Source organism: Streptomyces sp. NPDC001351 (genome assembly GCF_042896045.1).
Lineage (GTDB): Bacteria > Actinomycetota > Actinomycetes > Streptomycetales > Streptomycetaceae > Streptomyces.
Genome location: NZ_JBIAWS010000004.1, coordinates 783,721 through 799,419 on the forward strand (window position 1 = coordinate 783,721; position 15,699 = coordinate 799,419).

The 15,699-nt window shown below is 70.9% G+C and carries 9 protein-coding genes; 4 read left to right on the forward strand and 5 right to left on the reverse strand.

Features of this window, described 5'->3' with window-relative positions; genetic code table 11:
- Positions 1-64 precede the first annotated feature (64 nt).
- A complete protein-coding gene (locus ACFY1U_RS18545) occupies positions 65-949 on the forward strand; it encodes a DUF4097 domain-containing protein (RefSeq protein WP_390695146.1) in 885 nt (294 codons plus the stop codon).
- Between the two features lie 38 nt (positions 950-987).
- Here ACFY1U_RS18545 and ACFY1U_RS18550 read toward each other — a convergent pair whose 3' ends face one another.
- Both ACFY1U_RS18550 and ACFY1U_RS18555 read right to left on the reverse strand, forming a co-directional pair.
- On the reverse strand, positions 988-2,157 hold the full coding sequence (locus tag ACFY1U_RS18550) for a cytochrome P450 (protein ID WP_390695147.1): 1,170 nt from the start codon (positions 2,155-2,157) through the stop codon (positions 988-990).
- A gap of 227 nt (positions 2,158-2,384) precedes the next feature.
- Positions 2,385-3,176: a class I SAM-dependent methyltransferase gene (locus ACFY1U_RS18555; RefSeq protein ID WP_390695148.1), complete on the reverse strand. Its 792-nt coding sequence runs from the start codon at positions 3,174-3,176 to the stop codon at positions 2,385-2,387.
- A gap of 437 nt (positions 3,177-3,613) precedes the next feature.
- Between ACFY1U_RS18555 and ACFY1U_RS18560 the strand changes: the two genes are divergently transcribed.
- Positions 3,614-4,813, forward strand: coding sequence for a cytochrome P450 (locus ACFY1U_RS18560; RefSeq protein ID WP_390695149.1), 1,200 nt, complete (start codon positions 3,614-3,616; stop codon positions 4,811-4,813).
- A 169-nt stretch (positions 4,814-4,982) separates the two neighbouring features.
- Here ACFY1U_RS18560 and ACFY1U_RS18565 read toward each other — a convergent pair whose 3' ends face one another.
- The 3 genes from ACFY1U_RS18565 to ACFY1U_RS18575 all read right to left on the reverse strand — a co-directional run bounded on the left by ACFY1U_RS18565 (position 4,983) and on the right by ACFY1U_RS18575 (position 13,197).
- On the reverse strand, positions 4,983-10,859 hold the full coding sequence (locus ACFY1U_RS18565) for an amino acid adenylation domain-containing protein (protein WP_390695150.1): 5,877 nt from the start codon (positions 10,857-10,859) through the stop codon (positions 4,983-4,985).
- A complete protein-coding gene (gene glyA, locus ACFY1U_RS18570) occupies positions 10,856-12,193 on the reverse strand; it encodes a serine hydroxymethyltransferase (RefSeq protein WP_390695229.1) in 1,338 nt (445 codons plus the stop codon). The genes ACFY1U_RS18565 and glyA overlap by 4 nt, the downstream gene beginning before the upstream one ends.
- 350 nt (positions 12,194-12,543) lie before the next feature.
- The gene (locus tag ACFY1U_RS18575) at positions 12,544-13,197 is read right to left on the reverse strand and encodes an FMN-binding negative transcriptional regulator (protein ID WP_390695151.1); all 654 of its coding nucleotides are present in this window, start codon (positions 13,195-13,197) and stop codon (positions 12,544-12,546) included.
- Between the two features lie 324 nt (positions 13,198-13,521).
- On the opposite strand from ACFY1U_RS18575, the gene ACFY1U_RS18580 reads away from it, so the two are divergent.
- Together ACFY1U_RS18580 and ddaH are read left to right on the forward strand one after the other, a co-directional pair.
- On the forward strand, positions 13,522-14,757 hold the full coding sequence (locus ACFY1U_RS18580) for an arginine deiminase (RefSeq protein ID WP_390695152.1): 1,236 nt from the start codon (positions 13,522-13,524) through the stop codon (positions 14,755-14,757).
- Between the two features lie 85 nt (positions 14,758-14,842).
- Complete coding sequence (gene ddaH, locus ACFY1U_RS18585; protein ID WP_390695153.1) at positions 14,843-15,685, forward strand: dimethylargininase; 843 nt, start codon at positions 14,843-14,845, stop codon at positions 15,683-15,685.
- Positions 15,686-15,699 lie beyond the last annotated feature (14 nt).

Genomic DNA, 15,699 nt, shown 5'->3' on the forward strand with positions numbered 1-15,699 from the left:
CCTGCAACAGCCCGTGGCACCCAGTGCGGCCACGGGCTGTTCGCCATCCGCATGAGGGCACACCATGCCGACATACGACTTCCACACCCGCGGGCCGATTCTCGTCACCGTCGGCCTCGACCTCGGGGCGGTACGTGTCACGGCCGGCGACCGTCCCGGCGTCACCGTCTCCGTCCGCCCCAGGAACCGCCACGACGCCTGCGACACGGCGACCGCGCGGGCGGCCCGGGTCCGCTGCACCGCCCAGGAGCTGACCGTCACCGCCTCCCGGTCCCGCGACTCGGACGGCAGCGGTGCCGTCCTCGTCGACATCAGGGTGCCGGCCGGATCCCGGATGCACGGCACGGCCCTGGCGGCGGACTTCGACTGCGAGGGCGAGGTGGGGGAGTGCCGGATCGTCACCGGCTGCGGCCATGTCCGTCTCGGGCGCTCGGGACCGGTGTATGTCTCCTCGGCCCTCGGGAACGTGAGTGTGGACCGGGTGGCCGGCGACCTGGAGGCCGTGGCCGGCTGCGGTGACATCGCGGTGCGGCGGATCGACGGCGCGGCCGACATCAACCGCGGCACCGGTGGCGTCCGTATCGGCACCGCCCTCGGGGACGTACGCGTCTACGCCGACAGCGGGGACCTGAGCATCGACCGGGCGCACGGTGCGGTCGAGGCCCGTGCCGCGCAGGGTGACATCCAGGTGGGAAGGGCACTGCGCGGCCCCCTGGTCCTGGAGACCGCCTCCGGGATGCTGGACGTGGGCATTCCCGAGGGCCTGGGCGCCAGCCTGGACCTCGACTCGCATGTCGGCACCGTGTACCGCACCCTCGATTTCGTCGAGAGCGGCGCCGAGGCGCCGGCGGGGAACGGCGGGGACGGGACGACGGTCAAGGTGACCGCCCGCACCATCATCGGGGACATCCTGATACGACGGACGAGCCACGGCCAGGACGTGATCTGACCGTGGCTCGTGTCACCTCGCCGACCGAAGGCCCTGGTTCACCAGGTGACCGGCAGGCTCTTCACCCCGTAGAAGTCGGAGTCGGTGCGCATCGGGACCTCCTCGGCCGGCACGGCCAGCCGCAGCCCCGGGAAGCGGGCGAACAGTTCCAGCAGGGCGACCTTGATCTCCACCCGGGCCAGATGCTGGCCGAGGCACTGGTGGATGCCGTGCCCGAAGGTCAGCTGACCGGTGGCCGGGCGCCGCAGGTCGAGGGTGTCGGGGTCCGGGTACTTCTCCGGGTCGCGGTTGGCGGCCTGGGCGGCCAGGGTGACCGTGGCACCGGCCTTGATGAGCTGTCCGTCCAGTTCGACGTCCTCCAGCGCCGTGCGGATGTTCGTGTCCGTGATGGACAGATAGCGCAGCAGCTCCTCCACCGCCCCGTCGGCCGCCTCCGGTTCATCGCGGAGGACGGCGAGCTGGTCGGGGTGGGTGAGCAGCGCGAAGACGCTCAGGCCGATCATGTTGGCGGTGGTGTCGAACCCGGCGCCGAGCAGCAGCGAGCCGATGTTGGTGAGCTCCTCGTCGGTGAGATCGCTCTCGGCCAGCTCGCCGAGCACGTCGTCGGTGGGCTCGGCACGCTTGGCCAGGACCAGTTCGCCCAGGAACCTCTGCAGTTCGGCGTAGGCCGCGAACTGGGCCTCGGGGCCCTGGCTGTTGTCGTTGGTCGCGATGGCCTGCCGCTCGAAGAACTCCCGGTCCGCGTACGGCACCCCGAGCAGCTCGCACATCATCTGTGCCGGGATGGGCAGGGCGTACTCCTGGAACAGGTCGGCCGTCGGGCCCTTCTGCGCAAGTGCGTCCAGGCGTTCGGCGGTGATCTGCTCCAGGCGGTTGGTGAGCCTGCGCATCCGGCGGGTGGTGAACTTGCCGATGAGCAGTCGCCGGTAGCGGGTGTGCTCGGGCGCGTCCTGACGGACGAACATGCCGGGCGGGGCCGGCGGCGCCTGGTACTCGGCGGCCGGGCCGGGAATCGGCCAGTGCGCGAGTTCGGCCCGCGAACTGAACCTGGGGTCGGCCAGCACCTCGCGGACGGTGCGGTGGCCGGTCGCCAGCCAGCCCAGGTGGCCGTCGGGATAACGCAGCGGGCGCAGCGGTGCCTGGGCACGCAGTTGCGCGAATTCGGCGGGAGGATCGAAGGGGCAGCCTTCCGGACGCTCGATGGGCAATTCCGGGAGGGGGGGTAAGGATTCCGTGGTCAATTCACAACTCCCCGTCGCGGGCTCTTGGTCAGTGAGCCCGCATAGCAGTGGAATGAGCGACAAGTAGAACGCTACTTTCCGGTTGCGGGGAGGGTCAACAAGCCTTCGTGTAAAGGGCACTTATACTGAAACAGATACGCGCCGGCGGTGCCCCTCGGGGGCACCGCCGGCGCGCTGAATGATTCTTGGATCCGTCAGGCGGGACGCCGGCCCCAGGCCGCCATGGTGGCCAGGCCCAGATCCCAGAAGTCGTCGCTGTACATCAGGCCGGCGGCCCGCTCGACCTGCTCCTCGCTCGCCGTGCCGGCCGAGACGACGTACGGCCCCCAGCCCTTGAGGGCCTCGCCCCAGAACAGCGACATGGGCCGGCCGCCGCCGACCACCGACAGGGACGCCTCCACGCCGATGTCCTGCAGCCCGAGATCCAGCAGCGGGGCGGGGAAGGTGCGCGGCCAGCGCAGGTCGGTGCCGACCTGTTCGCGGTACTGCTCCAGCGTGGCGAGGCTGACCTCGCGGTAGTCGTCGTCCCGCGCCGACTCGACGGGGAACTGCGCGGGCTCCTCCAGCAGCAGCAGGCCCCCCGGCTTCAGCCAGGACACCACGCGCGCGAGGTCGGCCTCGCGGCTGCGCAGGTGAGCGAAGACGTATCGCGCGTAGATCAGGTCGAAGGACTGCTCGGGGAAGTCGTCGGTGGTCACGTCGTGGCGGACGATCTCCAGGTTCGGGGCCACCTGACGGCTCAGCGAGCCGAGTTCGATGTCGGTGGCGATCACCTTGCCCGCGGGGCAGCGCTCGGCCAGCCAGCGGGCCGTGGTGCCCGAGCCGGCGCCGATCTCCAGGCAGTGCCAGTCCGGTCGGGGCTCCAGCGCCGCCAGGCGCCGCCGGCTCGTCGGGTCGAGTTCGTCGCGCAGCGCGGTCAGCCACGCGGGCGTGGAGTCCTCCTCGGACTGCTGGGGGATTTCCTGTTCGGTCAGCTCGGCCGTCACTATCGCACGCTCCTCATCAGGGTTGTCTGGCTCTCGCGGCGGGCATGCGCGAATTCTGCGACAACGGCAGAAGACCTCTGGGGAATACGGGGGCGGTGGCCTGAAATATCGGCGGTCATTCCCGTCGGTAATCGGGCGGCGCCCACCCGGCCGCCCACCGATCGTTGGGGACCGGGGGGATTCGCGTCAAGGAACGTACGTCGGACGACGGTCGCGACCGGGCGGAGAGACCGACACCCGGTGTCCTGTCGACGGGACGGCCGGACACACAAAGGCTGGTCCGGTCGACAGCGGCGTTCTACGATGCGAGCCGAGCGCCAAAAGTCCCTGGCGCGTGCGGCAGTTGCCGCATTCTGTGCGGCTGTCATTCCGGAGTGACCGAAGCGGCTGAGCGTTCTCTGGCCAGTTGCCGTAGTTCCCATCAACGGAGGAAAACCGTGACCGAATTCGCTGACCGCTGGGGTTTCGCACCGGACAAATTCTGGCTGCGTGGCGAGCGGCCCGAGAACCCTGTCGAGTGGCGCGAGGAGCTTCAGCGTTGGGAGGTGTACGGCTATCCCGAGGTCAACGAGGCGCTGAGCAACAACGACGGCTACTCGGCCGACTCCGGCAAGCTGTTCAACTTCGACGAGGAGACGGCGAAGTACTTCGACGGCGACCTCGCCCAGATGACCGGGCCGGAGCACGCGAACGTCCGCAAGCAGGCCGCCCAGGCATTCGACCCGAAATTCATCGCGCGTCTCGAGTCCCGGGTCCGCGACCTGGCCAACGAATACGCCGACACGCTTGAGAAGTTCGCCAAGTTCAACCTGCTGAGCGACTTCATCGACCATGTCGCCGGCATCGTCTTCAGTGAACTCCTCGGCATTCCCGCCGAGGACCGGACCATGTTCAAGCTGGTCGACCAGAACATGGACCAGGAAGCCCAGATGACGCAGGTCGGCGAGGGCACCGAGGACGGCTACTTCGAGCAGCTGACCAAGCCCCTGCAGCCGCTGCGCGAGATGCTCGGCGTGCATGTCGACGCGAAGACGAAGGACCCGAAGGACGACCTGATCAGCCTGCTGAGCCAGGTCACCAAGGTCGACGGCAGCCTGATGACGCGGGACCAGATCATCAACTTCATCATCGGCATCCTGGGCGCCGGCCACCTGGCCACCCCGCTGCTGGTGGGCAACACCATGCTGTGCCTGGAGTCGTTCCCGGAGCAGTACGCGCTGGTCAAGTCGGACCACTCGCTGATCCCCGGCATGATCGAGGAGACGATGCGGTTCCTGACCCCGGGCGCCGCCTCCTACCGCGCGACCCTCCAGGACGTGGAGCTCGGCGGCAAGCAGATTCCCAAGGACTCGCTGCTGCGCGTCTACCTCGGCGCGGCCAACCGCGACCCGCGCCAGTTCACCGACCCGGACACCTACGACGTGACCCGCAGCCCCAACGCCCACCTCGGCTTCGGCCGTGGCGCCCACTACTGCATGGGCGGGCAGATGGTGCGGGTGGAGACCCGAGTCGTGTTCGAGGTCCTCTTCAACCGGTTCCCGAAGCTGCGGATCGACCCGGCGATCCCGCCGCTCTTCTTCAACTCGCCCGACTTCACCGGCGTGCGCTCGGGAGGAATGCACGTGCGCATCGACTGATCCGTGCCTCCCCGCACAGCGAGAGGTGCTCCCCGACGGCGGGGAGCACCTCTCGCTGTGTGCGTGGCGGTGTCCTGGACTCCGTCCCGCCACGACAGTGACAGGGCTCCGGCCCTGCCGCCGGGGGGTGGGGCGGCAGGGCCGGAGCCGTCGGCCGGGCTGCGGGGGATCAGCCGGCCTTCTCGGAGACCTCCCGAAGGAGGGGGCGCAGGGAGTCGGCGGAAGCCGTGAGGATCTCCTGGACCTGGTCCAGCTGCTCCCCGGTGAGGGAGCGGCCCTTGGCGGAGTCCTGGACCTGCTCGGCGAAGCGCTCCAGCATCCGCTTCAGCAGCCGTTGGGTCTCCTTGGCGTCCTTGCCCCTCGATCCGCCGTCGAGGTGGCCGGTGCTGCGTCGCACGGAGGCACGGATCCGTTCGTCGATGTCGGCGCTCACCGCGGCCTGAAGGTTCTCACCGGTCCACTGTTCCAGGGCCGCCGTGGTGAGCTCCTCCTTGAGCTGTGCCGTGAGGTCCTTGGCCTGTTCTTTCGCCTGTTTGCGCATGGTGGGTGCCTGCTCCTTCAACTCGGTGCGGATCTGACGGCCGAGAGCGGGACGTTTCCCGGCGGCCGTGGGGGTGAGGTGCTCGGACAGTGCGGCGACGGTGGGGTGCTGGAAGAGCCGGCGGATCGTGGTCTCCAGGCCCAGCGTGCGGCGCATCCGGCCGAGGATGCGGGTGGCCTTGAGCGAGTTGCAGCCCAGGGCGAAGAGGTTGTCGTCGATGCCGACCTCGTCGACGCCGAGTACGTCCGCGATCAGCTCGCAGAGGGCCTGCTCCTGTGCGGTACGTGCGCCGCGGCGGCCGTCGCCGGACGGGTCGGCGCCCGGCTCGGGCAGCGCGTCCCGGTCGACGGTGCCGTCCGCCGCGAGCGGCAGCTCGTCGAGTGCGGCGAACACGGCGGGGACCAGGTGCTCCTGCAGGTGCCGCGCCGTGAACTCGCCCAGCTCGGCGGGGTGTACGTCGCCGCCGCGCACCGGCACGACATAGGCGGCCAGTGAGGCCTCGCCGTCGGCCTCGCGCACGACCGCCGTCGCCCGTGCGACACCCGGGTGGGCCGCCAGCACGGCGGCGACCTCGCCGGGGGCCACCCGGCGCCCGCGCACCCGCGGAAGGCGGGATTCCGGATCGACGTACTCGAGGGTTCCGTCCGCGCACCAGCGCACCAGGTCCCCGGTGCGGTACAGCCGGCCGCCGAACGGGCCGCAGGGGTCGGCCACGAAACGCTCGGCCGTCAGACCGGCCCGGCCGTGGTAGCCGCGCGCCACCTCGCCCGCGACGTACAACTCGCCCGTGACGCCGGTCGGTACGGGCCGCAGCGCCGAGTCCAGCACGCGGACCCGCACGCCCCCGAGCGGGGAGCCGAGGGGCCGGCGCACACAGGTCGCGTCCGTCTCCCGCGGTGCGGTGAACGCGGTGGCGTGCGCCGCCTCGGCCGGGCCGTGGGTGCCGACCACCTGCACGCCCGGTATCGCCTCGCGCAGCCGTTGCACGAACGAGCCGGGCAGCGTGTCCCCGGTGAGGACGACCCTGCCGACGTAGATCACGCCCGGGGACCGGTCCAGCACCTGGGCGAAGAACGGAGCGACGGAGCTGATCACGTCACCGGTCCAGCCCCAGTCCCGTCCCAGGGAGCCGAGGTCGGTCGGGATCCTGACCGAGGCGCCGGAGCACAGCGCGCCGAGGACCTCCAGGACCATCGCGTCGTCGTGCGGCGACGCCGCGAGCAGCCGTGTCCCGGCGGACAGATCCGCCTCGGCCGCGAACCGCAGCGCCGCGTGGGCCAGCGCGTGCTGGCCGACCGTCACGAGCGGCCCGTCGCCGCGCGCCGGACGGCGCAGCCAGGCGAGGTGGAGCGGGGCCAGGGGCTCGGCGCGGTCCTCGTCGGCCGGGTCGGCGTTGTCCGACGGCGACCCGGGCTGTGCGCCGAGCGCGTCGACATCGGCCCGGGTGACGACCTCGGCCGTCTCGGCGGGTACGGCCCCGCCCGGCTCGGCGAGGATGAACGCGGCGCCGGACTTCAGGGTCCCCAGCAGTGCGACCGCCAGCTGGACCGAGCGCGGCAGGGCGAGGCCGACCACCGTCTCGGGGCCGACGCCCCGCCGGATGAGCCGGTGCGCGAGGCGGTTGGCCCAGGTGTTGAGCTCCCGGTAGGTCAGGGACACCCCGTCCGCGCACACCGCCTCCGCGTCCGGTGTCGCGGCGGCCTGCCGTTCGACCAGCACGGACAGGGCGGCGGCGGTCCGGCGGACGGCGGTCCGCTCGCGCTCGGGGGCGATCAGCACGTCGACCGCGCCGACGGTCCGCGCGGGGTCCTCCGTCAGCTGGCGCAGCACCGCCTGCAGCCGGGCGGCGATGGTCCGCACGGCGTCGGCGGTGAGGACGTTGCGGTGGTACTGGAGGGTCAGGGACAACTCGCCGTCGGTGTGGACGATCAGTGCCAGCGGGTAGTTGGCGGCGCCCTCGGCGTGCATCCCGGTGACCTCGATGCCCGCCGCGGCGCCGGCGTCGGCGAGCCCGACGCGGTCCACCGGGTACGACTGGAACGCCACCAGCGTGTCGAACAGGGCGTCCACACCCAGGTCCTGGTGGATCTCGGCGAGCCCGTAGTGGTGGTGGTCCAGCAGCTCGAACTGCCGTTCCTGCAGGCGAGTCAGCAGCTCGGCGAGGCTGTCGCCGGGCGTGAGGCGGACCCGTACCGGGAGGGTGTTGATGAACAGCCCCACCATCGACTCCACGCCGGGCAGGGTCGCCGGACGGCCGGAGACGGTCGCGCCGAACACCACGTCCGGGCGTCCGGTGAGTGCGCCGAGCAGCACCGCCCAGGCGCCCTGCACCAGCGTGTTCACCGTGACGCCCAGCTCCGCGGCGCGCCGCAGCAGCCGGCGGGTCTCGTCGTCGGACAGGCTGACGCGTTCCTCGGCGGCGCCGGAGACCTCGCCGCGTGGTGCGCGCGCCGCGAGGAGCGTCGGCTCCTCGACCCCGGCGAGTTCCTCCTTCCACGCCTTCGCCGCCCCGTCACGGTCCTGCCGTGACAGCCAGGACAGGAAGTCGCGGAAGTCGCGGACCGCGGGCAGTCCGGAGGGGTCGCCCCCGGAGGCGTACAGGCGCAGCAGGTCCTGCAGCAGGATCGGTTCGGACCAGCCGTCGACCAGCACATGATGGGTGGTCAGGACCAGCTCGTGGTGGCCTGGTCCGCACCGCAGCAGGGTCAGGCGCAGCAGTGGCGGGCGGGTGAGGTCGAAGTGCGTGGCGTAGTCCTCGGCGAGGAACCGCCGGCGCGCCTCGTCACGGCCGGTTTCGGAGAGCGTGCTCAAGTCGATCTCCTGCCAGGTCAGTTCGACGTCGTCGACGACGAGCTGCAGCAGGTTGTCGTCGGCGTCCTCGACGAAGGCCACGCGCAGATTGGCGTACCGGTCGAGCAGGGCCTGCCCGGCCACCCGCATCCGGGCGGCGTCGACCTCGCCGGCCAGGCGGATCACCGTCTGCATCTGGTAGGCGTCGTACCCGTCGGCGCTGAGCGACGACTCGAAGAGGATGCCGGACTGCAGGGAGGTCAGCGGCCACACGTCCGAGAGCGTCGGGTAGCGCTCCTGGAACTCCCTGAACTGTGCGGAGCCGGCGTCCGTCAGCGGAGCGGAGGCTGCGGTGTCCGCGCTGTCGTCCCTGCGCGTCGCGACCCGGGCGAGCGCGGCCACGGTGCGGCACTGCAGGATCTGCCGCGGAGTGACCTCCAGGCCCCGGGCGCGGGCCCGGGTGGCGACCCTGATCGCCTTGGTGCTGTCGCCGCCCTCGCGCAGGAAGTCGTCGTCGACGCCGGTCCGCCGCACGCCGAGCACCTCGGCGAAGGCACCGGCCAGGATCTCCTCCCACGGTGAGGACGGTGCCCGGTAGGGGGCGGAGGCGAAGACCGGCTCGGGCAGGTGCAGACGGTCCAGCTTGCCGTTCGGGGTGAGCGGCAGCCGGTCGAGGAACATCACGGCGGCGGGCACCATGTACGCGGGCAGCCGGTCGGCCGCGAGGGCCAGCAGCGCCTCGGCACCGACATCGCCGTCGGACACCACATAGGCGATCAGACGGTCGGAGCGCGCGACGACCACGCACTGCCGCACGTCCGGATGGGAGCGCAACACGGCCTCGATCTCGCCGAGTTCGACGCGCAGGCCGTGGATCTTGACCTGGAAGTCCTTGCGGCCGATCAGCTCGATCAGGCCGTCGGGGCCGAACCGTGCGAGGTCGCCGGTGCGGTACAGGCGCTCGTCCGCCACCACGTCCTCGTACGACCAGTCGAGGAACCGCTCGGCGGTGCGCTGCGGCTGGTCCAGATAGCCGCGGGCCAGACCCGTGCCCGCCAGGTACAGCTCCCCGGGCACCCCCTGCGGCACCGGCTGCAGGTCGTCGTCGAGGATGTACGTGCGCTGGTTCGCCATGGGGCGGCCGTACGGGATGCTGGTCCACTGCGGGTCGGTCTTCTCCACCTCGTAGAGAGTCGAGTGGATGGAGGACTCGGTGGCGCCGCCCATCACGACGAACCGCAGTCCGGGCGCGAGGGCCTGGACCCGGTCGGGCAGCGTGACCGGAACCCAGTCGCCGCCGAGCAGCGCCAGGCGCAGCTGCGGCAGCGGCTCGGCGCCGGTCTGCTCCAGGTGGTCGGCAAGCAGGTTCAGCAGCGCGGGGGCCGAGTTCCACACGGTGACGTTCTCGGCGACGAGGAGGCGGGCCCAGTGCTCGGGGTCCTTCGCGCGTGCGGCGTCGGGCACGACCACGGTGCCGCCGGCGATGGTCAGGCCCAGGAACTCGTAGACCGACATGTCGAAGCTGGGCGAGGACAGTGCGAGCACCGAGTCCCCCGGGCCCACGCCGTAGCGGGTGTTGAGGTCGGCGATGTTGTTCAGGACGCCCCGGTGGCGCAGCGCGATCGGCTTGGGCGCACCCGTCGAACCCGAGGTGTGGATGATGTAGCACAGGTGGTCGGGCGAGGCGACGCGGCCCGGGTTGTGCGCGGGCTGCAGGGCGAGGGTGTCGGCGTCGCGGTCGAGCAGGATCAGCGGCGGTCCCTGTTCGCCGCTGGTGGGCAGGTTCGCGGCCAGCTCCGTGCGGCTGATCATGACGGTGCAGGACGTGCCCGCCACCATGGCCGCGATGCGCTGCGCCGGGTAGTCCGGGTCGAGGGGCACATAGGCGCCGCCCGCCTTGAGCACGGCCAGCTCCGCGATCAGCAGCTGCGCCGAACGGTCCAGGCACAGGCCGACCCGCGCGTCCGGGCCCACGCCCAGGGAGCGCAGGTGGTGGGCGAGGCGGTTGGCCGCCGCATTGACCTGACGGTACGTCAGTTTCGTGGCGCCCTCGACGACGGCGACCGCGTCGGGCGCGGCGTCCGCGCGGGACTCGAAGGCCTCGTGCAGGCAACCCTGGTCGGGAAGCTCGGTCTCGGTGCGGTTCCACTCCACGAGGGTGCGGTGCAGCTCCTCGTCGGTGAGCAGCCGCAGCCGGCCCACGGCGTGCTCGGGGTGGCGCAGTCCGTCCACGAGCAGCGTGCGGTAGTGGCCGAGCAGCCGCAGCGCGGTGGAGCGCTCGAACAGCTCGGCGTCGTAGTGGAGTTCCGCCTTCCGGTCGTGTACGACCAGGTGGAGCTCGAAGCGGGCACCGTCCGGGGCCGGGGTCGCCCCGGCCGTGAAGCCGGCGGGGCGGTCTCCGGTCGCGTCCGCGATGGTGCTGTGCGCGGCCAGGTCCCGCAGCGTCGACTCGCCGGTGATCTGGAAGCGGCGCTCGCCGCTCGTGGTGGCGAGGGCGATCCGGTCCTGGCCGGTGTAGCGGTGGAGCACCGCCGCGAAGGCGGCGGCCAGGACGGGCTCGCGCACGGACCGGGAGTCCAGGTCAGTGCTCTCCACGGCCGAGCACCGGGGAGCCGTGCCGGGGCGGCGCGGCCGGTCCGTCGGCACGAGCGCCGGGGGCCAGGGCGGTGTGCCCGGCGCGGGCCGGGCCTCGGAGGCAGGGCGGTGGTCGGTCATGTTCCGACTCCGATCAGGGAAACCGGGACACGGCCGGCGGTGTCGATGGGCAGGGGATGACGGGAGCACAGCCACTGGACCTCCGCCCGGACCTGGGCGACCAGTGCCGGGTCGATCCGGTACTCGGTGTCCGAGAGCGCGGTGGTCCCGGCGAGCACGGTGTGCAGCAGCTGGGCGCAGACGCGCATCTGCGCGGGGTCCATCCCGCGCTGCGCCAGGATGTTCGTGCCCAGCCGCAGACCGCTGGTGACCAGGGGCGGCTTGGTGTCGCCGGGGATGCGGTTGCGGTTGGCGAGGATGCCGCACTCCTCCAGGGCGCGCTCGGCGACCACTCCGCTCAGACCGAAGTCCGTGACGTCGATGAGGACCATGTGGTTGTCGGTGCCGCCGGTCAGGATCCGGTGGCCGAGCACGGAGAGTTCCTGGGCCAGGGCACGGGCGTTGTGCACGATCAGCCGCGCCGTCTCCTGGAAGGCGGGTTCGGCGGCCGCGGCGAAGGCGCGGGCCTTGGCGGCGATGGACGCCGGGCTGGGCGTGCCCTGGGACTGCGGGAAGACCGCGCGCTGCATGAGCCGGTGCAGCGGGGTGCGGCCGTCGGGTCCTGGCGTCCTGTACTCGAGTCCGCTGAGGATCAACCCGCCGCGGGGGCCGCCCAGTTGCTTGTACGTGCTGGTGGTGGTGAGGTGCGCGACGTCCACCGGGCTGGGGTGCCGGCCCGCCGCCACCAGGCCGGCGATGTGCGAGATGTCCGCGAGCAGATAGGCCCCGGCGATGTCGGCGATGGCCCGGAACCGGGCGAAGTCGATCAGTCGGGGGTAGGCGCTGGCTCCCGCGATCAGCACCCGCGGCCGGTGCTCCAGCACCAGATCCGTCAGCCGCGCGTAGTCGATGCGGCCGCTCTCGTCCAGGCCGTAGGAGACCGAGTGGTAGTGGCGTCCGGTCACCGAGGCGGGAGACCCGTGGGTGAGGTGGCCGCCCGCGTCCAGGTCGAGGCCGAGCAGGGTGTCGCCCGGGCGCATCAGCGCCGCGAGGACCGCCAGGTTGGCCGAGGAGCAGGAGTGCGGCTGCACATTGGCGTACCGTGCGCCGAACAGCTGCTTGGCCCGTTCCACCGCCAGGTTCTCGACCGCGTCGAACTGCTGGGCGCCGGGATGGTACCGGGCGCCCGGATAGCCCTCGGCGGTCACGTTGGACAGGGCGGATCCGCCGACGGCGAGAACGGACGGATCCGCGATGCTCGCCGACGCGATCATGGCGAGCGTCGAGTTCTGCTGGGTGACCTCGGCGTCGAGGAGCCCGGCGAGCTCGGGATCTGTGTGGTGCAGGGAGACCATGCCGACCCGGAGCAGCTGTGCCTGCTCGCCGGTCCGGGTCAGGCCGCCCCGCGGCGTCGTGGGTGCCTGGGCAGCAACTGACTGCCGTGTCATCGCATTACCTCATCTCGTGCTCATGCCTCGAAGAAACGGGAGTGCACGGTGCTTCAGGTCTGTGGGGGGCGGGATCCGGCCGGAATAAAAGGCGGTCGTGGGTCAGCTCGTATTGCGAAGGGAAGTCGTGACCGGCTGCCGGAGCGGCGGATTTCCTGTTCGCGCCATGCGTTGCGCTGCCTTGCGCAGCGCTATGGAAAGGTATTTGGCGGTGATCCGGGACAATTCACGGACCGCCAGGTCCAGATGAACGGGAATCATGGCAACTGCTCCATCAGCTCGGCGGTCGCACGGCGGTGGCCGCATGGGCTCTCACGGAAGGACAGCTCAACCCGGTCCCGGATGTCGGGCGTCTTCTCCTGGCTGAGCTTGAACATCGCGTCGGCACGGGAGACGGTGAACCGGAAGGCTCCGACGGCCGGCATGATCTCGCGGAAGTAGCCGAGGGACTCGGACATGTCCCAGCCCGTGCCGAACCGGTCCTCGAAGTCCCGCACGGTGGAGGTCACCACGCGCAACGTGTCCTCGTCCGGCCTGCCCTCGTCGAGCTTCTCGATGGTGCCGCGTGCGTGGACCGCGGTGAAGTTCCAGGTCGGAGCGGCCGGCGAGACCTCGTAGAGCGTCGGCGACACATAGGTGTGCGGCCCGGTGAAGGTCAGCAGCACGGTGGCGCCGGGCCTGAGCGCGGCCCAGTGCGGGTTCGCCCTGTTCATGTGCCCGAGCAGCGTGGTGCCCGCGAGGCCCGCGGCCGGCTCGCCGGTCGTGCGCGGATCCGGAATCACCGGCAGGTGTGTGGCGAACGGGCCTTCGGCCTCCGTGCCGTTGCTCACCATCATCGCCAGCGGATTGCGGCGGATCAGTTCGAGCATCCAGGAGGCGTCTGGTGCGCGGTACAGCGGAGGAACGAACATCGGGTACCGCCCTCTCGACTTCGGCGTGGGTGTGTTTCTCGGTGGGTGTGGCTTGTTCGGTATGCCGAGAAAACTAGCCACGCGTTCTTTCGAAGCGTTATCGATCGGACTTCGGCGGACGGATGTCCGAGGCGTCTTACGTGCGGCGCAACCGGAACCGGCCGTGCGATATACGCCTGGCCGATGCTCGACGGTGCCCGGTGTGATGCACAGGAAACCGGCCGTGAGCTTTGGCTGAAAAAGGTTCGATAACGAAAGGGAAAGCCACGCGAATAACGTCGTTCGCCGAGTGGTCACTGCCCCGGATCGAGGTCAGGAGAGAGCATGTTCCATGTGAATTCTGAGGTCGGTGAGCTGAAACAGGTCATCCTGCACGAACCCGGCCTGGACCTGGAGCGGCTGACGCCGAGCAACAAGGACGCGCTGCTCTTCGACGACGTCGTCTGGGTCTCCCGGGCGCAGGAGGAGCACCGCCTCTTCCAGCAGGTCTTCCGCGACCGGGGAGTGACGGTCCATCTCCTGCACGGCCTGCTCGCCGAGACGGTCAAGCACGAGGAGGCCGTGGCCTTCGTACTCGACCGTGTCCTGGACGAACGGCAGCCCCATCTGGGTGCCGCGCTGGCCGGGACGACCCGCCGGCTGCTCGCCGCGATGGGGCCGGAGGACCTGGCCACTCACCTGCTCGGCGGACTGACCAAGCGCGAGCTGACCGAGGCGCTGGGGGAGGGCCGCACCGGCGGCCGGTCCCTGGGACTCGACCTGCTGGCCGACGGCGACTTCGTCCTTGCGCCACTGCCCAACTCCCTGTTCACCCGCGACACGAGCTGCTGGGTGTACGACGGCGTCTCGGTCAATCCGATGCGCAAGGCCGGCCGCAGGCGCGAGACGGTCAACTACGAGGCGATCTATCGGTTCCATCCGATGTTCGCGGACCAGGGCGCGAAGCGCTGGATCGACGGCGAGGCCATGGCGCCGGCCGCGATCGAGGGCGGCGACGTGGAGGTCATCGGCAACGGCACCGTTCTGGTCGGCCTGGGCGAGCGCACCACCCCGGCCGCCGTGGAGATCCTGGCCCGCCGGCTCTTCGACGCGGGTTCCGCCCGGCGGGTGATCGCCGTGCAGCTGCCCAAGGCCCGCGCCTTCATGCACCTGGACACCGTGATGACCATGGTGGACAGGGACGCCTTCACCCTCTTCACTGGCCTCGACCGTCGCGCGCTCAGGTCCTGGACGCTGCTGCCCGGGGCCCATCAGGGGCTCGCCGTCACCGAGAACGACGACTTCTTCGCCGAGATCGCCGCCGCGCTCGGCCTGCACGCGGTGCGGGTCCTGCAGACCGAACAGGACACCAGTGCGGCCGAGCGCGAGCAGTGGAACGACGGCTGCAACCTCCTGGCCGTCGCACCCGGCACCGTCATCGCCTACGAGGTCAACGAGAACAGCAACCGGATGCTCGAGGAGAACGGCATCGAAGTGCTGCGCATCAGGGGCGACCAGCTCGGCCGGGGCCGCGGAGGCCCGCGCTGCATGAGCTGCCCCATCGAGCGCGCCGCCGCCTGACCCGGCGACCGACCCAGCCGTCCACCGGTCCACCGTTCACCGGTCCACCCGACCGCCTGCTTCACAGACAGAGAGGGATCCTCCGTTGTTCACCACCGCGCTGCCGGCCGTACGCCAGGCCACCCGTCGGCACTACCTCATGTGCCGTCCCACCCACTTCGACGTCACGTACGAGATCAACCCCTGGATGAACGCCACCAAGCCCGTCGACACCGACCTGGCGATCGAGCAGTGGGACGGCCTGAGAAGGCTGTACCTCGAGTACGGCCACGCCGTCGACCTCATCGAGCCCGTCGAGGGCCTGCCCGACATGGTCTTCTCCGCCAACGGGGCGACCGTCGTCGACGACCGCGTGCTGGTGGCCAGGTTCCGCCATGCCGAACGGGCCGCCGAGGCGGCGGCCCACCGGGAGTGGTTCGCCTCCCGCGGCTACCGCGACCTCCACACCGCCACCTACGTCAACGAGGCCGAGGGCGACTACATGGTGGTGGGCCGCACCATCCTGGCCGGCACGGGGTTCCGCACCGACCCGCGGGCCCACGCCGAGCTGCGGGAGGCCCTCGGCTGCGAGGTGGTCACCCTCACCCTGACCGACCCGCGCTTCTACCACCTGGACACGGCGCTCGCCGTGCTCTCCGACACCGAGGTCATGTACTACCCCGGGGCCTTCTCCGCGGACAGCCTCGCCACGCTGCGCGAGCTCTACCCCGACGCGGTCGTCGCGGAGGAGGCCGACGCGCTGGCGTTCGGGCTCAACGCGGTCTCCGACGGGCTGCATGTGTTCCTGCCCGACACCGCCACCGGACTCGCCGCGCAGCTGCGTCGGCGCGGGTTCGAGCCGATCGGCGTCGATCTGTCCGAACTGCTCAAGGCGGGCGGCAGCGTGAAGTGCTGCACGTTGGAGATCCGCCACCAAGCCCGACACTGACGGGGAGACCAACC